19 protein-coding genes are annotated in these 21,135 nt (G+C 43.5%); 9 read left to right on the top strand and 10 right to left on the bottom strand.

Annotated elements, in window-relative coordinates; genetic code table 11:
* Positions 1-21: 21 nt before the first annotated feature.
* The 3 genes from priC to dinG are packed head-to-tail and all read right to left on the bottom strand — an operon-like array spanning position 22 to position 3,406.
* Complete coding sequence (gene priC, locus ACRRSX_RS12970; RefSeq protein WP_432452770.1) at positions 22-624, bottom strand: primosomal replication protein PriC; 603 nt, start codon at positions 622-624, stop codon at positions 22-24.
* Positions 603-1,382 carry a TSUP family transporter gene (locus tag ACRRSX_RS12965; protein ID WP_432452771.1) on the bottom strand — a complete coding sequence of 260 codons (780 nt, stop codon included), beginning with the start codon at positions 1,380-1,382 and terminating at the stop codon, positions 603-605. Before ACRRSX_RS12965 ends, priC begins: the two co-directional genes overlap by 22 nt.
* Positions 1,382-3,406: an ATP-dependent DNA helicase DinG gene (gene dinG, locus ACRRSX_RS12960; protein WP_432452772.1), complete on the bottom strand. Its 2,025-nt coding sequence runs from the start codon at positions 3,404-3,406 to the stop codon at positions 1,382-1,384. Before dinG ends, ACRRSX_RS12965 begins: the two co-directional genes overlap by 1 nt.
* Before the next feature lie 350 nt (positions 3,407-3,756).
* Here dinG and ACRRSX_RS12955 point away from each other — a divergent pair, with 350 nt between their 5' ends.
* Both ACRRSX_RS12955 and ACRRSX_RS12950 read left to right on the top strand, forming a co-directional pair.
* Positions 3,757-4,791 carry a porin gene (locus ACRRSX_RS12955; RefSeq protein ID WP_432452773.1) on the top strand — a complete coding sequence of 345 codons (1,035 nt, stop codon included), beginning with the start codon at positions 3,757-3,759 and terminating at the stop codon, positions 4,789-4,791.
* Positions 4,792-5,604: 813 nt separating this feature from the next.
* Entirely contained in the window at positions 5,605-6,630 is a 1,026-nt protein-coding gene (locus ACRRSX_RS12950) for a porin (protein ID WP_432452774.1), read from the top strand.
* Between the two features lie 240 nt (positions 6,631-6,870).
* Here ACRRSX_RS12950 and ACRRSX_RS12945 read toward each other — a convergent pair whose 3' ends face one another.
* Together ACRRSX_RS12945 and ACRRSX_RS12940 are read right to left on the bottom strand one after the other, a co-directional pair.
* Entirely contained in the window at positions 6,871-7,245 is a 375-nt protein-coding gene (locus tag ACRRSX_RS12945) for a TraR/DksA family transcriptional regulator (RefSeq protein WP_432452775.1), read from the bottom strand.
* Positions 7,246-7,417: 172 nt separating this feature from the next.
* A complete protein-coding gene (locus ACRRSX_RS12940) occupies positions 7,418-8,359 on the bottom strand; it encodes a tRNA-dihydrouridine synthase (protein ID WP_432452776.1) in 942 nt (313 codons plus the stop codon).
* A 421-nt stretch (positions 8,360-8,780) separates the two neighbouring features.
* Here ACRRSX_RS12940 and apt point away from each other — a divergent pair, with 421 nt between their 5' ends.
* From apt to ACRRSX_RS12920, 4 genes are all read left to right on the top strand, one after another.
* Positions 8,781-9,326 (top strand): adenine phosphoribosyltransferase, encoded by a 546-nt coding sequence (apt, locus tag ACRRSX_RS12935; RefSeq protein WP_432452777.1) that lies wholly within the window; start codon positions 8,781-8,783, stop codon positions 9,324-9,326.
* Positions 9,327-9,339: 13 nt separating this feature from the next.
* Positions 9,340-11,625 carry a DNA polymerase III subunit gamma/tau gene (gene dnaX, locus ACRRSX_RS12930; RefSeq protein WP_432452778.1) on the top strand — a complete coding sequence of 762 codons (2,286 nt, stop codon included), beginning with the start codon at positions 9,340-9,342 and terminating at the stop codon, positions 11,623-11,625.
* A 71-nt stretch (positions 11,626-11,696) separates the two neighbouring features.
* A complete protein-coding gene (locus ACRRSX_RS12925) occupies positions 11,697-12,023 on the top strand; it encodes a YbaB/EbfC family nucleoid-associated protein (RefSeq protein ID WP_432452779.1) in 327 nt (108 codons plus the stop codon).
* An 88-nt stretch (positions 12,024-12,111) separates the two neighbouring features.
* Positions 12,112-12,537: a DUF3010 family protein gene (locus tag ACRRSX_RS12920; protein WP_432452780.1), complete on the top strand. Its 426-nt coding sequence runs from the start codon at positions 12,112-12,114 to the stop codon at positions 12,535-12,537.
* Positions 12,538-12,621: 84 nt separating this feature from the next.
* Here the strand turns inward: ACRRSX_RS12920 and asnB are convergent, their stop codons facing one another.
* The 3 genes from asnB to ACRRSX_RS12905 all read right to left on the bottom strand — a co-directional run bounded on the left by asnB (position 12,622) and on the right by ACRRSX_RS12905 (position 16,842).
* On the bottom strand, positions 12,622-14,286 hold the full coding sequence (asnB, locus tag ACRRSX_RS12915) for an asparagine synthase B (protein ID WP_432452781.1): 1,665 nt from the start codon (positions 14,284-14,286) through the stop codon (positions 12,622-12,624).
* A 176-nt stretch (positions 14,287-14,462) separates the two neighbouring features.
* Complete coding sequence (locus tag ACRRSX_RS12910) at positions 14,463-16,073, bottom strand: cation:proton antiporter domain-containing protein (RefSeq protein WP_432452782.1); 1,611 nt, start codon at positions 16,071-16,073, stop codon at positions 14,463-14,465.
* 19 nt (positions 16,074-16,092) lie between these two features.
* Complete coding sequence (locus tag ACRRSX_RS12905) at positions 16,093-16,842, bottom strand: HAD-IIA family hydrolase (protein ID WP_432456174.1); 750 nt, start codon at positions 16,840-16,842, stop codon at positions 16,093-16,095.
* A 731-nt stretch (positions 16,843-17,573) separates the two neighbouring features.
* Here ACRRSX_RS12905 and ACRRSX_RS12900 point away from each other — a divergent pair.
* From ACRRSX_RS12900 to lpxM, 3 genes are all read left to right on the top strand, one after another.
* Positions 17,574-18,590 (top strand): adenosine deaminase, encoded by a 1,017-nt coding sequence (locus ACRRSX_RS12900; protein ID WP_432452783.1) that lies wholly within the window; start codon positions 17,574-17,576, stop codon positions 18,588-18,590.
* 81 nt (positions 18,591-18,671) lie between these two features.
* The gene (locus ACRRSX_RS12895) at positions 18,672-19,001 is read left to right on the top strand and encodes an antibiotic biosynthesis monooxygenase family protein (protein WP_432452784.1); all 330 of its coding nucleotides are present in this window, start codon (positions 18,672-18,674) and stop codon (positions 18,999-19,001) included.
* Between the two features lie 90 nt (positions 19,002-19,091).
* Positions 19,092-20,039 (top strand): lauroyl-Kdo(2)-lipid IV(A) myristoyltransferase, encoded by a 948-nt coding sequence (gene lpxM, locus ACRRSX_RS12890; RefSeq protein ID WP_432452785.1) that lies wholly within the window; start codon positions 19,092-19,094, stop codon positions 20,037-20,039.
* Here the strand turns inward: lpxM and ACRRSX_RS12885 are convergent.
* Complete coding sequence (locus ACRRSX_RS12885; RefSeq protein WP_432452786.1) at positions 20,036-20,725, bottom strand: DUF2982 domain-containing protein; 690 nt, start codon at positions 20,723-20,725, stop codon at positions 20,036-20,038. The genes lpxM and ACRRSX_RS12885 overlap by 4 nt on opposite strands.
* A 97-nt stretch (positions 20,726-20,822) precedes the next feature.
* Positions 20,823-21,116, bottom strand: coding sequence for a DUF1244 domain-containing protein (locus ACRRSX_RS12880; protein ID WP_432452787.1), 294 nt, complete (start codon positions 21,114-21,116; stop codon positions 20,823-20,825).
* Between the last annotated feature and the right edge of the window lie 19 nt (positions 21,117-21,135).

Here is a 21,135-nt window from a genome sequence, read left to right as displayed (position 1 = left end):
ATTGCTTATGATTAGTTCAGCTTACTTAATTTGATTAATCTTTTGTTCTAGTTTCCAAGTTGTTTTCTGACACTCACCTAAGCGACTCTTTAGGTTGAGGATCTCGGCGCTTAGTCTAGCAGTATCTGTCTGTGGATTGCTACGATTAAGTCGTTGGCTTTTTTCGGCAATTTTATACTCCAATTGTTGCTCGAATTGTTTTTGTTGCAGCAATTTTTCTTGAAGTTGCGAGCGATCACCAGAACGAATTATTTTATCCAGCTTATTTTGCCAGGAAATAACTTTTTGTTGTTGTGGTGCTCGTTGGCGTTGTTGCAGCGCTAAAGCCTTGTTCATTTGACTCTGCAACATCGCAAATTTACCAATAAAGCGATCGCAGTATAGTTTGATGAGTTCTACATCTTGACTGATGTCGCTCAGACGTGCGATACGTGATAAGTCGTTTTCCAACTCCAACACGTAGTCAAAAAATAAGTCACTGCGACAACTAAAGCGTTCATCTAGAACCGCCATTTTTGCATAAGCGCTGCGATCGCCTTGTAAATCACGATGCTCCGCTTGTTGTTTGAGTTGTCTTAATTTATCAGCTAAGCGTTGCAGCCCTAGCTGAACCATGCTTGCCATGCGAGTTTTCCTGCGATCACCATCACCACCGTGACAAATACTGGACGTATGAACTTGGCACCGAAATGAATTGCCGAATGAGCCCCTGCGACCGCGCCGAGCATAATACTGAAACCCATCGCCAGACCTATCAGCCAGTTGACATGCCCCAGATAAACAAAAGTTAAAAAGGATACAAAATTACTGGTGAAGTTCATCGCTTTAGCCAAACCAGAAGACAGCAAGATATTCATTTTATATAAGGCCATTGAAGAGACCGTCCAAAATGCGCCTGTGCCAGGTCCTGCAACGCCATCATAAAAACCAAGACTCAGGCCTTGAACACTCATTTGCTGTTTCAACTTTTTATTCATCGGCGGCAATACCGCTTGGCCATCCGCTTGTTGACGATTCAACACGGTATAAACGGCGGTGGCCATGATCACCAAGGGTAATAATTTCTCGAGCCAATCGGTACTAATGAAATCGACCACCATGGTACCCGCGAAGGCACCAAGCGCGGTGGCGACAAAGCTATAAAACCAAAATAGCGGATTAAAAAGTTGCTTTCGATAAAAGGTCCATGCTGCAGTACTGGAGCCAAAGCTGGCGGCAAGTTTATTGGTCCCCAGTGCAATATGTGGTGGTAAGCCGATACTGAGCAGTGCCGGAATGGTGAGTAGGCCACCACCGCCAGCAATTGCGTCGATGAATCCGGCAGTTAAACCGATACCAACGATGAGGATTAAAACAGAGGAGTCGAGTCCCAATTCTAACATTAACTATCACTTCTATTATATGGAGGTAAAGCAGCCAGCAATTGGCTACCATAGCGGCGAGAACTGAGCCGACTATCAAGCAGCGTGATTCTACCTGAATCACTTTCTTTTCTCATTAATCTTCCACAGCTTTGTATCAGCTTTCGACTGGCACTGGGTAAGGTGAGCTGCATAAAGGGATTTTGATTGCGACTTTCTAATAATTCTGCATGGCTAGCCATTACCGGATCGGTGGGGACGGCAAAGGGCAAGCGGGCAATAATTAAATCGGTGAGTAACTCTCCGGGTAAATCGATCCCTTCACTAAAGCCGATGGTCGCGAGTATGGTACTGGTTTGCTGTTTATTGCGACAAGCGCGATGCTTGGCTAACAATTGGTGATTGCTCAACTCTCCTTGGGTCCACAAGTGCTCAATCTTTGCCGACTCGAGTTGTTCTGCGACCAATGAAACTAGTCGATAAGAGTTACATAGCACCAAAATGCCGCCTTGATGCTGCTGGGCCCGGATGATGTAACGGGCAACGTCTGCGGCAAAACTGGGTGAGTCAGGATCGCTCACGTCATTGGGTACCGACAATGAGACTTGTTGGTAATTAAAGGGAGAGGGGAGTTTGATCAGTTGTTCGGCCTTGAGTTTTTGCAGCCCTACTTGCTGCAAGAAATAAGAAAACTTGCCTAGGGCACTCAGGGTTGCAGAGACCGCGATAACCGAGAATGCATCTTGCCACAGCAGTTGTTGCAGTAAGCCCCCGACTTCGATTGGCGAGCAGCAAATATAGCTTTCCTTGTCTTGAAGGCTGAACCAGAACGCATAATTTTTTTGCTGGTTGTCATTGGCATAGCTATATAAGGTATCAACCCAAGATTCAGTCAGGTACTGAAATACGCTGAGTCGGCTTAATAAAGCCTCGGCCAGTGAAGACTTGAGTTGATTATTGTCGACGCTTTCCTGGATCACCCCTGCATAGGATTGCAGATTGTTATTGAGCTTGGTGGCTTGGCGATGATAGTTCTTTGCCAAATTACTTACCGCACTGGGGGTTTGCTCTAGTGGGAAACGCCAATGACCGCTGGGGTCGAATAGACTTCGATTGCTGGTTGCAAAGTCTTTGAATTGATTGAAGCAGCGCTGTAACTCGGCGCAGGCTTCTCTGACTTGTAGGCTGGTCGCGGCAATTGCAGAAGCGTCTAGTTGCGCCGACAATTCTTTATCTAACAGCTGAATGGCCGCTAACTCCTTGAGGGCTTGCGTTAAAGCAATATGGTTGGCACTGGATTCTCTGGCTACCTCTGGAAATTGATGAGCTTCATCTAATATATAGATGCAATCTTCTGCGGGTGGCAAAATATGACCGCTGCCGGCATGTAAATCGGCGAGTAATAAGCTGTGATTGCTGATAATCACATCGGCCTTTTTAAGGCCTTTACGGGCCTTATGAAAGGGGCAACTCCGGTGGCGAGCCGATTGTACCGAGCAACTTAAGCCATCGACCACCACATGTTGCCATAATTGCCACGGTATTGGCTTTGGCCAAGTATCGCGGTCGCCATCCCATTTACCTTGTTGCAGGGCCACTGCTAGTTGTTTGCAAAGTTCTATGTGTTTAGCACTTAAGCCTTGTTCTGGGGCGAGGGCGGCAACCAGTTTATGTGCACAGCAATAACGTTGCCGTCCCTTGGCTAAACAGAATTGAAACTCACCGTGGGCAGCGCGGTGCACTAAAGGTAAATCGCTGTCGAGGAGTTGTTGTTGTAGGGCCACCGTTGCGGTGGAGATTACAATTTTTTTATTGAGGGCCTTGGCCAGAGGGATTGCCGCTAATAGATAAGCCAACGATTTACCGGTTCCGGTTCCCGCCTCTGCTAATAGGATCCGTGAGTGGCGATTGATATCCCCAGCAATTGTTTTGGAAATTTGTGCAATCAAAGCAGTTTGTGCAGCTCTAGGCACAAAATTTGAATTTTGCTCCTGAAGCGTGCGATACCAAAGGCGGATTTTTTGTTTGTTTTTTTCCGATAACATGAAGATCTCAATGTTGTGAACCACTTAAATTGGAGTGCTTTGTCTAGGCTTGTTCGCAAGTTTATCCCCTGTATGGCATAAAATGCTGCAAATGGGGTAAAAATTCAATCTTAGCACTAAGTTGCATAGATCACACTTTTATCAATTTTATTGGTGAATATCGCGCCATAATTCAGTTTAACCACTTTAAATCGTTGTAGATACAGCGATTTACACGATTTTATAAAAGTTCAATTTTTTATTGCAAAAAAATTTCAGCTTGCTAATGTATTGCTCGTGCAGTGCTAAACCACTGCCGCACAGGGAATTTAAGGAATAAGTGTTTAATTAATTAAAGAAGGCACAGGAAAATGAAAAAAACTATTCTAGCTGTAGCAATACCAGCTTTATTTGCAGCTTCAGCACAAGCTGCAAACGTATATGATGCAGACGGCGTATCTGCTGACGTATATGGTCGCATGCAGTTTCAAATTAAAGATGACGGTACTGATACTAATGGTGTTGGTTCAGCTCGTATGGGCTTTAATGCCAAGTCTGAAATTGCTCCTGGGATTTCAGGTATCGCCAAAGGCGAATGGCAGCTTGCTGCAGAAAATAGTGCTAAAGATGGCGATGAATTCAATGCTCGTCACCTTTACGCTGGTTTTGAATTTGATGATGCAGGTACAGTCATCTTTGGTCAAACCGATACGGCTTTCTATAAAGCGGTAGAAGCAACCGATATCTTTAATGGTAACACTGGTTATGAGGCATTTACTGCTGTAGAAGATGGTCGCCAAGAAGGTCAAATTATTTACTCTGGTGAATTTGGTGGCTTCTATGTAGGTGCATCTTACCAGTTCAAAAACGATAACTTTAGTTTTGAAGTTGGTAACCCTGACTCAGCTGGTACTACTATAGAAACACCTCTAAAACTAGATTCGGCTTATGCTGGTACTCTTGGTTACACCTTTGCAGACCTTGGTCTATCTACTTATGTTAGTTATCACGTAGAAGATTTTGATGGTGATAAAGAGAAGAAAAACTTCGCATTATCAGCAGCTTACACTCTAGGCGATCTATACTTAGGTGCTGCTTATGTTAAGTCTGATCTTGATAACATTGATGTAACTAGTAAAACTGGAACTTATCGTCTTGATAACATTCAAGGCTATGATTTTGTGGCGGCCTACACTATTGATGCTGTGAAACTGTACACAGGTTATGCTGCTCAAGATGCTGATTTCACCTCTACTACAACTCAAAGCATCGATACAGCTGATGCATTTAAACTAGGTGCTCAATACTCGTTCAACAGCAATATGAAAGCTTGGGCTGAGTACAAAGTTAATGGTCTTTCTGGTGCAGATGACTACTGGGAAATGGCTCTTCAATACAACTTCTAAGTTGTGTTAGTGTCTTAAACACCTTGCGTGTTTAGTCCTGATGAAAAGCTCGCTTCGGCGGGCTTTTTTGTATTTGTTTCTCTTGTCTTGTTGCTGGACTATTTCTACCTTCTACCTTCTACCTTCTACCTTCTACCTTCTACCTTCTACCTTCTCCCTTTTATCTTCTCGCTATTTCTATAATGCTGAGCTTGTTAGGCTGCTGCGTTGCTGTTGCTGTTGCTGTTGCTGTTGCTGTTGTGGTTGTTTTCGGTGAATCAGTGCTCGACCCACGCTTTCAAGCCGAAGTAAGCCTCACTAGAGAACTAAAAAGCACAGTCGAAGTCGCTGGATTTAATCGTTTTTCTGGTTCAGTACTCAATCATTGTTTGATCGTGGTTCGCGGGTTTCACTCAAGCGCATATCTCCAGCTGTGATGGATAATATTTCATGTTAAATAAAAATTGAACACAAAGCGCTAATTGGCTCCAAGGTTTGAAGATAGCTTGGGCTTGGCGTTTTTCATCACTGGATGATGAGGCCATCGATGGATGGATTGATTTTTGTAAGCCTTCAACCGATAGATGAATGTTGTTATTTATATGGTTTTTAGGTGTTCACAATGCTTTAGATTTAAATATTATATTTATTTTATTTATTGGTTTTTAATTTTTAAAAAGTTCAATTTATATTGTAAATATATTGAATTTGTTCTGTTTATAGGTGAATATATTGCTCGTGAGATGGACTTCACTGCTCAGGGATACCATTCGTAGGATGTAAGAATGGGTCATGGAAGAGGCTAATAATTCATCTTTAATAGGCAGTGGAACAATGAAAAAAACAATTTTAGCTATCGCTATTCCAGCTTTATTCACCGCGGGTACAACGACCGCACAAGAGCTTTACAACGACGGTGAGAATGCATTCTCGGTTGGTGGTCGAATCAACTTGATGCTTGAGTCAGCCAATAAAGACGGCGAGCGTGATCTGCGTTCAGAAGATAATTCTTCACGGGTAAACCTTAACTTTTCTCGTCAATTAAGCCATGGCTTTGCTGCACGAGCGACTCTAGAATATGGTATGAATACACCAAATGGCGATAGTGATGCACCATTTTACAATCGTTTAGGTTTTATCGCCTTTGATCATCAGGACTACGGTTCCGTTTCTTATGGTAAGCAATGGTCGACTTATTCGACGGTGGCGGCCGTAACTGATGTATTTTGGGTCTACGGTGGCTCAGCCATGAGTTTATACGATGGTGAATCTGGTGAAACGGGGACTGGTCGTGCCAACGATGCTTTGCAATACAATGGCAGCTTCAACAACATAAACCTTAGCGCTCAATACCAATTTGCTGATGAAACAGAAGGCCGTAAGGACAGCTATTCTGCGGCACTATCTTATGACTTTGATTTCGGTTTGAATTTAGCGGCAACTTATCACCAAATGAACCGCACCGATGCTGAGAAAGTTGCGGTAAACAACGACGGAGATATCAAACTTGCGGTATTTGCGGCTAGTTACAATCAAGGTCCTATCTATGCGGCGGTGACTTACGGTGAATTTAAAAACAATATTGAATTTACCGCAGCTGATGGTGTATCGGATAAAGCAAACGGCCATGAAGGTGTATTCATGTACACTCTCGACATGGGCTTACAGCTATACACTGGCTGGAACTACCAGGAAGATAAACATTCAGCTGCTGAATTAAAAACTGGTTTAGTGGGTGCCATGTATGATTGGAACGACATCTTGTTGTACACCGAGTATCAGGACAGTAGCTCTAAATCAGTGTCTGGTGCAATGACTGATGACAACCGCTTAGCCGCGGGTGTTCGTTACAATTTTTAAATTTCTAAGCAATCCGCGAGCGCTTTAGTTTCTCGGGACTAAACCCTGCCGTTCACGTTGTTGAACGGCATTTTTGTTGTTGGATAAAGATAAACGAAATGATAAATAGATTGTTTTGAAATGAGGGATTTCTTGAGTGCTGGCTATAAATTAGGACATAAAAAATCCGAAATATTGATTATTATTTCGGATTTTTTGTTTAAGTGGTGCTGACGCTCAGTTAAGCGACACTTTTCGTACTTATAGCGCTAAGCATTGATGTCTTCTTGATAGTCGATGTTTATCACTGCAACATTGACAACGCTGAGTACTTGGGTCGTTGTCCAAACGTTCTTGCTCGATGACTTCTTCACAATCACTGCATAAACCATAAAGGCCTAGGTCAATTTGGCACAAAGCAGCATCTACTCTTTTTAATTGCTTCAATTGATTATTTAGTTCGGTGTATTGAAGCTTTAAGGCCTGATCGATCAACTGCTCATTACTCATTGCTTGCAACTTGTCTGCAGTTAATTTCATGCTGGATTTTTCTGAGGCAGTTAAAAATGAGATTATTTCAGACTTTAACTGCTCAAGTTGCTGTAATAATTGCAGCTGATAATCTCTAGTTTCCACGGTTAACCCCAAATAATAAAGTGAGTTAGCAGTATAAACAGTGGGCTGACTCTCGAGATATGATGTGAATCAAAACTAAAGCCTATAAACTTATAAGCCCCCATTTATTCACTATTTGTTGATCTAATACAAATAAATATTAATTCTATCAGTATTGGGTGGCTTGGTTGTGCTACAGATACTTGTGTTGGGCTTCAATGGCTTGAATGATTGAGGGGGTCTCCTTTAGGCTACGAATATCTCTAAATAGTTGATCGGCTTGTGGATAAAATCCGACTAAGTAGCGGAGCCATTGTTTTACCCGGCTTTGATAGTATTTAGATTTCTCGTGATTGATCTGGTGCTCAGAATATCGGAGCAATAAGGCGATTACACCCTGCCAGCTTAAGGGAAATTCTTCTCCACGTACTACCTTGGCTAAGTTTGGAATAGTGAGGGCCCCACGCCCAATCATCACATCATCGCAGCCACTGTGGTGTTGGCATTGCAAGTAACTTTCGCGGTCCCAAACTTCGCCATTGGCGATAATCGGGATTTGATAACGTTGTTTGAGTTGTTTTATATAGTGCCAGTGCGCGGGCGCTTTGTAACCGTCAAGTTTACTGCGAGCATGGATGGTGAGTTCATCGGCTCCAGCTTCTTGTACCGCTTGCACGATGTCGAAACAGTCACTTCTATCTTCCCAACCGAGTCGAATTTTAGCCGAAATGGTGTGTAGAGTGGGCACTGCCTGGCGGACCGCTCGTACCACGTCATAGATTGACTGGGGGGTTTTTAACATTGATGCACCACCGCAACTTCCCGTAACCGTTTTACTGGGGCAGCCAAAGTTTAGGTCTAAACCGTGTGAGCCTAACTCGATCGCCCGGCAGGCATTATCTGCCATCGGAGTGGGGTGTTGACCTAACAGTTGAACTCTTACTGGCGTTTGCTGGTCAATGTAACCATTGTCATAGAGCTCAGGACAATACTTATAAAAGACTTTGTCAGGTAATAGCATATTTGTAACGCGAATAAATTCGGTCACACACCAATCGTAGCCACCACAACTGGATAATAGTTGTCGCATTGACGCATCAGCGACACCTTCCATTGGGGCGAGAACTACACGCATATTTTACCTTCAGTCAAAAGCGCACAGTCTAGCGTTTCATAGGCCTTACGGCTACAGATATTAATGAGGGGTAAATGAGTCGATGACAGCTATTTCCATAATTTATTTGGGTGTTTAACGGCGTGTGATTCTAGTATAATTGATCTAGATCAAAGTTGTTTGAGTTTAATTTTTGGGAAAAGTGTTGATGGATCATCAATTTAAAGAAAGTTATAACGTATTCTATTTACTAGGTTTTGTGGTAGCTTTGTTGTTACCGACACTACCATTGAGTTTGTCTTTAATTAAAATATTTGGCTAATACTGCAGCAATTTTTGCGGTTTCTGTTCGTTGCTTTATCCTGTCAAATTGAGATAATTAAAAATTATAAATAGCGCCCACCATTGTTTGGGCGTTTTTTTTTGATAAATGGAATATAACATGAGCAGCATTAACCTCGACTATATTAAAGATGCAATTATTACCATACCTGATTACCCAAAAGAGGGGATCTTATTTCGGGATGTTACGAGTTTAATTGAAGATCCTAAAGCTTTTGCTCTGGTCATTGAATTATGGCATCAAGCTTTTAAAGATCTGGGTATCACCAAGGTGGTTGGTACTGAAGCACGCGGCTTTATTTTTGGCGCACCTCTCGCCTTAGCTCTTGGTGTTGGTTTTATTCCAGTACGTAAACCTGGAAAGTTGCCCCGAGCAGTGATTGGTGAAAGTTATGAGCTTGAATACGGCATGGACACGCTAGAGATCCATACCGATGCAATTGAACCCGGTGATAAGGTTTTATTAGTCGATGATCTGATAGCGACTGGTGGAACTGCTGAAGCCGCAGTAAAATTGATTCGGCGCTTAGGGGGAGAGATTAACTATGCGGCTTTTGTGATTAATTTGATAGACTTACCGGGATCGCAAAAGTTAACCACCCTTGGGGTAGAATCAACTTGCTTAGTTGAGTTTGAAGGCGAATAGGAAAGTATCATTCATGAAGTATCAAGCACTGGCAAGAAAATGGCGGCCGAAAACCTTTCAGCAGGTGGTTGCTCAACAGCATGTTCTCGCGGGCTTGATTAACTCTTTAGATCAGCAGCGTCTTCACCATGCCTATTTATTTAGTGGTACTCGTGGTGTGGGTAAAACGACTATTGCACGTTTGTTTGCCAAGAGTCTTAACTGTGAACTGGGCGTTTCATCTCAGCCTTGTGGACAATGTAGTAATTGCATCGAGGTTGACCAAGGTAACTTTGTCGACTTGTTAGAAATTGATGCGGCATCTCGGACCAAAGTTGAAGATACCCGCGAACTGTTGGACAACGTGCAATATAGCCCGGCGAAAGGTCGTTATAAGGTGTACTTGATTGATGAAGTGCACATGTTATCTCGACATAGCTTTAATGCTTTGTTGAAAACGCTGGAAGAGCCTCCGGAACACGTTAAATTTTTATTAGCAACCACCGATCCTCAGAAGTTGCCGGTGACCGTGTTATCTCGTTGCTTACAGTTTCACCTAAAAGCTTTGAGTGAACCGCAGATCGCGGGTCAATTAGCACATATCTTGGATGCGGAACAACGTGGTTATCAGCTACCAGCACTGAATGCACTCGCACATGCCGCCGATGGTAGTATGCGAGATGCTTTAAGTTTGACTGATCAGGCGCTGGCGCTTTGTGAGCAAACGCTTGAATATCAGCAAGTTCTAGATATGCTTGGGGTACTCGATCCCCATCAATTACGGCAGTTATTATGCCATGTAGTCGCGGGCCAAAGTGAATCGGCTTTCAATAAAATTGCTGAGTTGGCCAGCATGTCTCCCGACTATGAGCACTTACATCAACAACTTGCTGAATTAATTCATCATGTAGCTATGGCGCAGGTATTGCCTGCGAGTCAACAGGATGAAACGATTCAAATGTTGGCCGAACAGGTTGATGCGCAATTGTTACAGCTTTTGTATCAAATAGTGATTACTGGTAAACGGGATTTAGCCTACGCTCCTAATCCTCGAACTGGTTTTGAAATGAGTGTGTTACGGATGTTGGCTTTTCAACCTGCGGAGCAGGGGATTGCAGCGTCGCGAGAGCCTGTCGCACAAGGCCCCGATAATTCAGCGCTTGCTGATAGCAGTTTAGTCAAAGAGCAGCAGGAGATTTTGGCGCAGGCTGAACAACAAGGTTATCAATTACAGACTCCGGCGACTCAAAGCTCGGCGGTGAGTGAGCTTGCAACACCGATCACTGGTCAACCTCGAGTACAACAACGCGAACAAAGTATTGCGAAATTAAAGGCGCAACTGTCTAGTGATGCACCGAGTTCAAGCCCTCCAATAACGCAGCAGGCAATGCAGGTCGACTCGGTTTCTGAATCAAGTTCAAGTGTCAGCCCAGCGACTGACAAACAATCGCAACATTCAGCACCAGCTACCAATAATTCACTGTCAGAATCAACAAGTGCTGTTGTGAATAAGCCGACGGTTTTAGCAGCAGAGCCAAGCCAGTCAGCGGTACCGCTGACCGAGCAGCAACCGCCAGTGGATGATAGCTATTATGCGCAGTTAGCTGAAATGGATCAGCAACCAGCCGAGCCTGATCTGAATTATGCTGCCGAATATGCTCAGCCTCTTTCTGATGCTAGGCAAAGCAATCCAATAAATTCATCATCATCGACTCCGGTTGGTGCGGAAGACACCGCCTCGCTACTACAGTTACGCAGTCAATTACGCGGACGAGGCAAAACTGAAAAAAAGTCTGAAGAGGCGAGCGCCTCTCAGTCTGTAGCAGCCAGCTCGCCAGTGCCTCAACCCCTTCAAGCGTCTGAAACTGTGCAAGACGCTACCGCGCAAGTCCTAGAACAAACGGTCGCGCTTGCAGCTCAAGTTCCGGTGTTTATTGGCAGCAACGATGAAACTTGGGCCAATATGGTCAGCCAGATGAACTTAGGGCCCATTGCGCGTCAAATCGCGATAAATACTCTTTATTCACGAAACGAAAATGCTGTGCAACTATTGCTCAAGCCCGAGTTTAAAAATTTGCTGAAACCAAATTCTGTTGCAGAACTTAAGCAGCAGCTGAGTACCAGTTTGCAAGCACCGATAGAGTTGGTGATTAATATTGGAGAGGATGGTCAGCAACAGACCCCTCTTGAATTGCAACAGCAATTACACGCCCAAAATATCGAAGCGGCTACCCAGCGTTTACTCGCGGATCCTAACATTCAAATTTTACAACAACGTTTTGGCGCACAATTAGTCGGCGAAAGCGTTAAATACCACTGAACAACTTGATTTTCGACATTAATCTAGATGTAATGTCGAAGTTATAACTAACCGAAGAGAAGAGAACAGTTATGTTTAAAGGCGGAATGGGCAACCTTATGAAGCAAGCGCAGCAAATGCAAGATCGCATGCAGCGCGCTCAGGAAGAAATCGCCAAAATGGAAGTGACCGGTGAAGCTGGCGCGGGCCTAGTGAAAGTAGTTATGTTAGGTAACCATAATGTGCGTCGAGTGGAGATTGATGACAGCTTGATGGACGATGACAAAGATATGATCGAAGACTTGCTTGCAGCAGCTGTCAACGATGCGGTGCGCCGAGTAGAAGAAACCAGCAAAGACAAAATGGCTGAAGTGACCGGTGGCATGCAAATGCCACCTGGTATGAAAATGCCATTTTAATATTGCACAGCGAACCGATAAAAGGTCGCTTAGCGGCCTTTTTTGTGCAATAAACTGATTGCACGGTCTATTTTTAACGGGTATGAATATGAAAGTATGTGGCGTAGAAATAAAAAGTAATGAAGTAATTGTTAGCCTATTGAGCCTCGATGATGGCTTGTTTCTAATCCCTGATTGCCGTGCGCGACGATTAACACTGGCTAACATTAATAGCACCCAAGATCTTCGAGAGTTTCAATTTGCCTTTGCGAAGCTAATGAGTGATTATCAAGTAGAAGTTGTTGCAATTAAGCAACGGCCAATGAAAGGTAAGTTTGCTGGCGGCGCAGTTGGTTTTAAACTAGAAGCTGCGATTGAGTTGATTAGTGAGCTTAAAGTGGTGTTGATTTCGGCGACACAATCAAAACAGGTTCTTAAAGATAACCCAATGCCTGTAGATTTCTCCACTACGGGTCTTAAAGCCTTCCAAGAAATTGCTTTTACAACGGCTTATGTTGCTTGTATGGCTGAATAAAAATGAGTAATTTTTCACGATAAAAAAACCGATGCAAGCGCATCGGTTTTTGTTTGCCTTGAAGCAATTAAAGTCTAAAACAGCTTAGTAAGCTTCGTTGTGTACCGAGAGTACCGCACGACCTGAAGGATCGGCATTATTCGCGAAGCTTGCATCCCAAGCAATCGCTTCAGCCGTTGAACAGGCTACAGACTTACCATGGGGCACACATTCTGCTGCAGAGTCCTGTGGGAAGTGTTCTTCAAAGATACAACGGTAGAAGTAGGCTTCTTTAGTATCGGGTGTATTAATTGGAAAACGGAAGGCCGCATTCTCTAACTCTTTATCCGACACTTCTAACTCAACCAGCTCTTTTAAACTGTCAATCCAAGAGTAACCAACACCATCAGAGAACTGTTCTTTTTGACGCCAAGCGACTTCTGCGGGTAAATAACCTTCAAAAGCTTCACGTAGAATATGCTTCTCAATCTTGTCACCAGCACACATTTTGGCTTTTGGATTAATGCGCATTGCCACATCCATAAACTCTTTGTCTAGAAAGGGAACACGGCCTTCAATGCCCCAAGCGGCAAGAGACTTGTTGGCTCGGTTACAATCGAACATATGTAACTTTTCAAGTTTACGCAGCGTTTCCTCGTGGAACTCTTGGTCATTGGGCGCTTTATGGAAATACAGATAGCCACCGAAGATCTCGTCGGCACCTTCGCCAGACAATACCATTTTAATACCCATGGCTTTAATCTTACGTGCCATTAAGTACATTGGAGTTGATGCGCGAATAGTGGTGACATCATAAGTTTCTAGATGGTAGATAACGTCTTGTAGCGCATCGATACCTTCTTGAACCGTGAAATGAATTTCATGGTGAACGGTGCCTAAATGTGTGGCTACTTTTTGTGCGGCGATAAGATCGGGAGAACCGACAAGGCCAACCGCGAAGGAGTGTAGTTGTGGCCACCAAGCTTCAGAGTTATCGTTATCTTCAATACGCTTATCAGCGTACATTTTGGTAATCGCAGAGATAACCGAAGAATCCAGACCGCCAGAAAGTAATACGCCATATGGAACGTCACACATTAACTGGCGCTTCACCGCCGCTTCTAAGGCTACTTTTAGATCTTCTACACTGGCATCGTTGTTTTCTACATTGCTGTAGTCCATCCAGTCGCGTTTGTAGTATTTAACGGGCTCGCCGTTTTTGCTATACAAGTAATGGCCTGGAGGGAATTCGCTGACGGTTTTACAAATCGGTGTCAGTGCTTTCATTTCTGAGGCTACGTAAAAGTTACCGTGCTCGTCGTAGCCCGTATATAGGGGGATAATCCCAATATGATCGCGACCAATTAGGTAAGCGTCTTGTTCTGCATCATACAAACAAAAACCAAAGATACCGTTTAAGTCATCTAAAAACTCAACCCCTTTTTCTTTGTATAAGGCCAAAATGATTTCACAATCGGACTCGGTCTGAAATTCAAAATCGACATTGAGTTGAGTTTTAAGATCTTTGTGATTGTAGATCTCGCCATTAACGGCAAGCGCGTGAGTTTTCTCGGGATTGTAGAGAGGTTGTGCGCCAGTATTTACGTCAACAATAGATAAACGCTCATGCACTAAGATGGCATTTTTTGATGTGTAAATACCTGACCAGTCGGGGCCACGGTGGCGTAAACGTTTTGACATCTCAAGTGCTTGCTTACGCAATACACTGAGATCAGATTTTATATCTAGAACTCCAAATATGGAACACATACTCTTCCCTTAACTACTTTGTGTTTACCCTCGAGTGAATGGTGCTTCGCCATTTACTCAAATATTGCTCTCAATTTGCCAATATCAGAAATTATTGCAAGCCCTGAATCAGTTTTTTTGCTAAAAAAAGCCTGAAAACAACGAAATTGTAACAAACTGTCCGTTTTTACATATCTCTAGCTACTTTTTGGGTCTTGCTCTACTGATTTATTATCATTAATGAGTTGTGATTGAACGTGCTCTGCAAAGCCCGCTCCAGCTTCGTTATATAAGTTGAATACTTCATCGGCGCCGAGATGCTTTAGTTTTTCAGCATCGTCTGCAAACTGGGCTATTGCGGCAATTTTACCGGTAAAAGAGCCCTTTTTAAGTTGTTTTAATGCGTACTGATTCCCGTGGTGATGAGGCATTGCAAGAAGAACTAACTTTAAGTCTTGGGAGGGGGCTAATTTTTCCCAAAAGTCTGAATCGGTGGCGTCCCCTTGTATTACCGCGCGACCACTTTCGATTTGATGTTCAATTTTTTCCAAGTCGGTATCGATACCTAATACTAAATCAGGGTAGTGTTGTTGCAACATATCGTAGGCACCTTCACCAATCCGGCCCATGCCCAAGATGACCACTTGCATTTGACCAAGCTCAATCGGTTGGTCTTCTAAGTGCAATTTTGTGCGTTGTAGTCGTTTCAGACAAGGTCGAAATAGCTGATAGATAATATCAGCATTTTTATAAATTGGGGCCGCGATTAAGAAGCTCATGCTGACGGCCAAGGCGAGGGTTGCCATCCATGAACTATCTAACCATTGCTTGTGGACCGCCACGGCGATCACAATCAGGCCAAACTCGCTATAGTTTGCCAAACTCATTGCACCGAGAAACGAGGTTCGCGAGCGTAATCGAAATAGTAGTAAATATAGTAAATAAAACGCCGATTTTAATACCAGCATTAGCACGATAAATAATGCGATATAGAGGGATTCAAAACTAAGCTCACTGGATAGTCCAATTGATAAGAAAAACGCAACCAGAAACAGCTCTTTAAAGCTAAATAGTGCTTTCGCCATACCGCTGGCGGCTGGATGGCCAGCCAGTAACATGCCAATAATAAGAGCGCCTAAATCAGCTTTTAATCCGACGAGATCAAATAATTTAGCACCTAATACAAAGGTTAGAAAAAAACCAAGAACCAGCTGCAGCTCACCATGACCGACGCGATTGAGAAGTTTGTATAACACCGGCCGTAGTGGTAGCAGTAATAGTAATAGCGGTGCATACAAGGTTGGGACTTTACCGGTGGTAGCGGCCAAAAAAATCACCGCAAAGATATCCTGCATAATCAGAATACCAATCGCAACACGGCCGTAGAGTGCGTTCATTTCACTTTTGGCTTCCAGTACTTTCACCGCAAACACGGTACTGGAAAAACATAGCGCGAAAGCTAATACCAAAATACCAGTATTGGAGAGTTCACTAATACTCGTGATCCCGAGCCATTTTATAGCCGATAATAAGCCAACAAATATCGCGATATTACTTAGCATGTGAGCGCTTGCGGTGCCCCAAACTTCACGTCTGAAGAGAGTTTTAATATCGAGTTTGAGACCGACGGTAAAGAGTAGCAGAGTAACCCCTAAATCAGCACAGGTCGAAATGAGTTCATTTTGTTCAAAACCCATATTATGCAATATAAAACCAGCCGCCAAAAAACCAATTAGTGGTGGTAAATGTGCTAGGTGGGCGATAAAACCCGCCAAAAAAGTAATCGTGATAAGTAAAGAAATATCCATTTATACCTTAATTATCGTTTTATAGGATGTCGATGGCGGCAACGTTTGGGAAAATATAATTCGGTCTAAAGGGCACCACATCAATATCTTGCTCAGTGCTCACGCCCGATAAGACCAAAATCGTTTCGAGGCCAGCTTGAAACCCAGCCAAAATATCGGTACGTAAATTATCACCGATAATCATAGTTTCTTCAGCATGAGCGCCCATTTTATTTAAGGCTGCTCGAATAATCCAGGCACTGGGTTTACCCACAACAAAAGGCTGGCGTCCGGTCATGCGTTCAATGGGAGCACACAGCGCGCCACAGGCGGGTGTTAAATTGGGTCCATGGGTATCTGGATTGGTGGCGATAAACTGCGCGCCGTCGGCGACAAATTTGGCGGCATGTTGAATCATATTCCAATTGTAATTTTTGGTTTCACCGACCACTACGAAATCCGGATTGATATCGGTAATGGTAAAACCTGCACTATACAGTTCATGAATTAAGGCCCCTTCACCAACCACATAGGCTTTGTTACCTTCTTGTCTTTTCAAAAAGTCTGCGGTTGCCATCGCAGAGGTGTAAAAACAGTTCTCGGGTATTTCGACCCCTGCGGTTTGGAAACGGTTCTGTAAGTCTTGCGGAGTTTGCGCTGGATAGTTAGTTAAAATAACGAGTTTAGTTTTTTGTGCGAGTAAGCGTTCGATAAAGGCTTTCGCACCTTCGATTAGTTGGTTATCGTGCAGTAGTACACCATCAATGTCGCAAATAACTGCTTTGCTCATCATCATCTCTCATTAGCAATATTATCTATGATTCAGAGTAACTTAGGGGGCTAGCTTAGGGCTAGCTAAAAATCACTAATGTTAAATATTTGTGAGCTTATATTGGGCCAGTGTTTGCCGGGATAAGAGAGATGCGATAAATTCAAGCAACCCATCAGGGCTCTTATTTTGCAGAGCGTCTAGGAAAATAATCTTCTGTGGCTTAACAAAAGTGGCTCCGCCGCAACGTTTATTTAAGCTTACGTGGATTGAACAAGGTCTGACATTTTTAATTTGGGAGGCGAATCGATGTTGATGTAGCTTAAGTGCTGGCGGTGGGGCCGATCTTAAGTCACTTAGATATAACGATGTCTGTTTAAACAATACATACCAAACTTTAGCTACTCCAACTCCCACGCGATCAAAAGAGATGAAGAAAGATGATTTGCTTGAGAACTATCCTCTAAGCCATTGCTTGAACGATTGCTTGGAAGTTGACTCTCTAGTCGGGCCTTCGCTAGAGAAGCCGGGTTTTGGTTTGTAAGATTAATTGCGGTAAACAAGTTATTTCTCAATTGGATTCTGGTGAGAGACCCATGCTGCATTTATATTTTCAATAAAATCAATCAAATAAAACCAGTTTTTATTTAACTGCTTGATAGTTATTTAGGTGCTTAGCCGACAGATGTGAAACGGTTTGTTAGTTCACAGCTTGGAAAGATTTGTTAAGCTAGGCAAAAAGGAGTCATTAGATGTTGAATCGTTCTGAGTTGATTAAAAAAATCCCGAAAGTAGAGTTACACCTGCATATTGAAGGCAGTTTAGAACCAGAGCTGATGTTTGCCTTAGCCGAACGAAATAATATGCGCTTGCCCTATGCGTCGGTTGATGCCTTAAAGCAGGCATATAACTTTAATAATCTTCAAGAATTTCTCGATCTGTATTACCAAGGTGCTGATGTATTACAAACGGAGCAAGATTTTTTTGATTTGGCTTGGGCTTATTTCGAAACATGTCAGCGAGATAACGTGGCGCATTGCGAGGTGTTTTTCGATCCACAAACTCATACCGATAGGGGCGTTGATATCGGGACGGTGATTAACGGTTTGGTGGCAGCGAAGCTAGCGGCGGAGCAGCAGTTTGGTATTAGCTGTGAGTATATATTGTGTTTTCTACGTCATTTATCTGAAGAATCAGCCATTGCGACGCTAGAGGCGGCGAAACCATATCTTCAACATATTATTGGTGTCGGGCTGGACTCTAGTGAGCAAGGCCATCCTCCAGAAAAATTTAAAGGCGTATTTGCGCAAGCGAAGCAATTGGGCCTAAAGCGGGTAGCGCATGCGGGAGAAGAAGGGCCCGCGAGTAATGTTCAGGATGCTTGGCAGCTGCTGGATGTGTCGCGCATCGACCATGGGGTTCGCTGTTTAGAAGATGCTGAATTGGTTCAACAATTGGTTGAGGCGAAGATGCCATTAACGGTTTGCCCATTTAGCAACGTTAAATTAAAAGTTGTTGAAGCGCTGGCCGACCATCCTCTGCCTGAAATGCTTGAACTCGGTTTAGCGGTTACCATTAATTCCGACGACCCTGCTTATTTTGGCGGCTATTTGTTGGAAAATATGCAAGCTTGCGCTGAAACCTTTGATTGGAAGCAAGCTCAAATTACCCACCTTGCAAAAACGGCGGTGCAAGCGAGCTATGCTTCCCCAAGCCGTAAACTAGAATTAATGCAATTAATTGATAACTGCGTTGCAGAGTTTGCTTAGCCCACTTGAGTTTTCTGACTAGTCTTCACCATAGTATGAGAATGTGCTGATTGAATAAATAAGTGACAGAGGAGGGTGCCAATGTTTGTTGTATTGTTTCGTTGGAAACTAGATGAACAACATATTCAATCTTTCAAAGAGGGGTGGTCGGAAATTATTCATTTTAATGTCGATAAATGTGGTGCCTTGGGCTCGCGCTTACATAAGGCCTCTGATGGGACTTGGATCTCGTATTCGCAGTGGCCAAGTAAGGAGCATTGGTTGCGTTCCAAAGAATCAGAATCCTATGTTGTTAAGGCACGAGACAAGATGCGTGAAGCTATCTTGTGGCAGGATGAGCCTTTGCTGATGTCTCCACAATTAGACCATTTTGTTGCGATGGGTATTGAAACAAACCATGCCAAATTTTAGGCTGAGCCAATTTGCTGACTTGCTTTCGTTGCGAAGCAAAGTAAACTGACGCGCAGTATCGATTAGCTTCAGGGTTGCGCGAATAGCTATATGGCAAAGTTTGATTCACAAGCGTTTTTCATTTCTTTTTCTTGGTCTTGGTTAGCCCCAAAATATTGGGGCACTTGGCTGCTTGGCGGACTTATTTTATTGTTTGCCTTCGTCCCCGTTAAGTTACGAGACCGTTGCGCGATTGCCATCGCTAAACGCATTTTTAATTTAAAAGCCCTGAAAAAACGTCGTGCCATCGCTGACACCAATTTAGCGCTTTGTTTTCCTGATATGGACGCGCCAGCGCGCGAACAATTGATGGCAAAAAATGTGCAGATTTTTGCGCAATTGATTTTAGGTTTTGGTGAAATGAGCGTTCGCTCAAAGGCATATTTGCAAAATCGTATCGAGGTCGATGGCGAAGAACATATTCAAGCCTTGTTGGAGAATAATGAGCGCTTCATTGTTTTGTTACCGCATACTTACCCGGTAGATTTTTTAGGGACCTATTTTTGTACCCGCGGTCATCAGATGTGCACCATGTTTAAAAAAACGGGTGATCCCATTGTTGACTGGGTTATGACCAAACAACGGACTCGTTTTGGCGGCGTAATTTTTGAACGTGATGCCGGAATTAAAACCTTAATTAAAGCGGTACGTGCTGGTTACGGCTGTATTTACCTCCCCGATGAAGACTTTGGTCCAGACGCCAGCCTGATGACGCCATTATTTGCGACCCAAAAAGCTACGCTACCTGTACTTGGTAAAATGGCTAAGTTAAGTGGTGCTAAAGTGATACCGATTTATGCTGGTTATGATAGTGAACGACATAAGGTGAAACTTTATATTCATCCACCCATGCAAGATTATCCAAGCGCTGACGTGGCCGATGATACTTTACGGATGAATCAAGAAGTCGAGAAACTCATTCAACGCTCGCCAGAACAATATATGTGGAGCTTAAAGTTACTTCGTACTGTGGAAGGTAGTGATCAACCCAGGTATTAACCGTCGCGACTTTGTAGGGCTTGGCTTTTATAACGTCTTACCAGTACTACAAAGTCTTGCGCCTCACGGTCTAAAATACTCTGGTCGACTAATAGATCGTAGCCGGTTAATTCTCTGAGTTTTTTCATGCGATTGGCAAACATGCCAGTTAATCCAGTGTAAATCTTACCACTCGCCGATTTGTAGTAGTCATCTTCAATTAGATGCTCACTCACCTGGCTGTCTTGGCAATGGGCGCAGCTGCGTCGTAAAGACGCAAGGAGCGCGCTACGTTGTTCGGTGAGTAGGTGGGCGGCGAGGCGAGGCGATAAGGTATCCAGTAGATAGTCTGGGTCGGTTAGTCGCAATCCCACATAATTCATCTCTTGCCAATTGAGCCCATCGTGCAGTCGAGGGATATCGATCCGTTGTAACTTTCCCCAGGGAAGGCTCCATCCCCCGTAACGATGGTGAAATTGTAGGTGGTCGTAACATAATACCACTGAATACACGGGTTGAAATAGCTTCGCGAGACCCACTCGAATGCCCAAATAGGCAAGAAAAAACAACATAGATGCGATTAAGGAAACCAGCACGGCTGGTACATAAAGAGTGCCTATTGCCGCAAATACCAATAACGAACCCAATAAAATTAGCGCCTTAGCATTATGGCCTAACTTACTTTTTATTAAGATCGATTTAGGCATTCAAGTCACCAAATGAACAATTGTGTTTGTTTATATACGGACCGAACTTAAGCGCGGTTCATTGCAATAGGCTTCTTTAATAGGGCTCCAGTTGAGGCTAAGATTTTGCGGCTTGTTTCGCGTTAAAAATTGCCAGTTGTTCCTCGGTAGCCGGTTGTTGATGATGCTCTTTCCATTGAGCATAAGGCATGCCGTAGACTTTTTCTTGAGCGCTGGAATAATCGAGAGTCACGCCTTGTTCCTCGGCCGCCGCAACCATCCACTTGGCTAAGCAGTTGCGACAGAAATCGGCAAGATTCATTAACTCAATATTTTGAACTTCTTTATGCTGATCGAGATGAGTCAGTAGCTGACGAAAGGTGGCTGCTTCAATAGCTTGTTGTTTATCCATGATGTTATCCAAAAAATAA

This window comes from Agarivorans sp. QJM3NY_30 (assembly GCF_050870855.2).
GTDB lineage: Bacteria > Pseudomonadota > Gammaproteobacteria > Enterobacterales > Celerinatantimonadaceae > Agarivorans.
Note: the sequence above shows the minus strand (reverse complement) of the source record. Positions and strands in the feature narration are given on the sequence as shown.

What these genes read in the sequence shown, in the direction of transcription:
- priC (WP_432452770.1), bottom strand. Translation starts at nt 624, where the DNA reads ATGGCAAGCATGGTTCAGCTAGGGCTGCAACGCTTAGCTGATAAATTA.
- ACRRSX_RS12880 (WP_432452787.1), bottom strand. Translation starts at nt 21,116, where the DNA reads ATGGATAAACAACAAGCTATTGAAGCAGCCACCTTTCGTCAGCTACTG.
- ACRRSX_RS12925 (WP_432452779.1), top strand. Translation starts at nt 11,697, where the DNA reads ATGTTTAAAGGCGGAATGGGCAACCTTATGAAGCAAGCGCAGCAAATG.
- ACRRSX_RS12920 (WP_432452780.1), top strand. Translation starts at nt 12,112, where the DNA reads ATGAAAGTATGTGGCGTAGAAATAAAAAGTAATGAAGTAATTGTTAGC.
- ACRRSX_RS12910 (WP_432452782.1), bottom strand. Translation starts at nt 16,073, where the DNA reads ATGGATATTTCTTTACTTATCACGATTACTTTTTTGGCGGGTTTTATC.
- lpxM (WP_432452785.1), top strand. Translation starts at nt 19,092, where the DNA reads ATGGCAAAGTTTGATTCACAAGCGTTTTTCATTTCTTTTTCTTGGTCT.
- dnaX (WP_432452778.1), top strand. Translation starts at nt 9,340, where the DNA reads ATGAAGTATCAAGCACTGGCAAGAAAATGGCGGCCGAAAACCTTTCAG.
- dinG (WP_432452772.1), bottom strand. Translation starts at nt 3,406, where the DNA reads ATGTTATCGGAAAAAAACAAACAAAAAATCCGCCTTTGGTATCGCACG.
- ACRRSX_RS12895 (WP_432452784.1), top strand. Translation starts at nt 18,672, where the DNA reads ATGTTTGTTGTATTGTTTCGTTGGAAACTAGATGAACAACATATTCAA.
- ACRRSX_RS12900 (WP_432452783.1), top strand. Translation starts at nt 17,574, where the DNA reads ATGTTGAATCGTTCTGAGTTGATTAAAAAAATCCCGAAAGTAGAGTTA.
- ACRRSX_RS12885 (WP_432452786.1), bottom strand. Translation starts at nt 20,725, where the DNA reads ATGCCTAAATCGATCTTAATAAAAAGTAAGTTAGGCCATAATGCTAAG.
- ACRRSX_RS12955 (WP_432452773.1), top strand. Translation starts at nt 3,757, where the DNA reads ATGAAAAAAACTATTCTAGCTGTAGCAATACCAGCTTTATTTGCAGCT.
- asnB (WP_432452781.1), bottom strand. Translation starts at nt 14,286, where the DNA reads ATGTGTTCCATATTTGGAGTTCTAGATATAAAATCTGATCTCAGTGTA.
- ACRRSX_RS12965 (WP_432452771.1), bottom strand. Translation starts at nt 1,382, where the DNA reads ATGTTAGAATTGGGACTCGACTCCTCTGTTTTAATCCTCATCGTTGGT.
- ACRRSX_RS12905 (WP_432456174.1), bottom strand. Translation starts at nt 16,842, where the DNA reads ATGAGCAAAGCAGTTATTTGCGACATTGATGGTGTACTACTGCACGAT.
- ACRRSX_RS12940 (WP_432452776.1), bottom strand. Translation starts at nt 8,359, where the DNA reads ATGCGTGTAGTTCTCGCCCCAATGGAAGGTGTCGCTGATGCGTCAATG.
- apt (WP_432452777.1), top strand. Translation starts at nt 8,781, where the DNA reads ATGAGCAGCATTAACCTCGACTATATTAAAGATGCAATTATTACCATA.
- ACRRSX_RS12950 (WP_432452774.1), top strand. Translation starts at nt 5,605, where the DNA reads ATGAAAAAAACAATTTTAGCTATCGCTATTCCAGCTTTATTCACCGCG.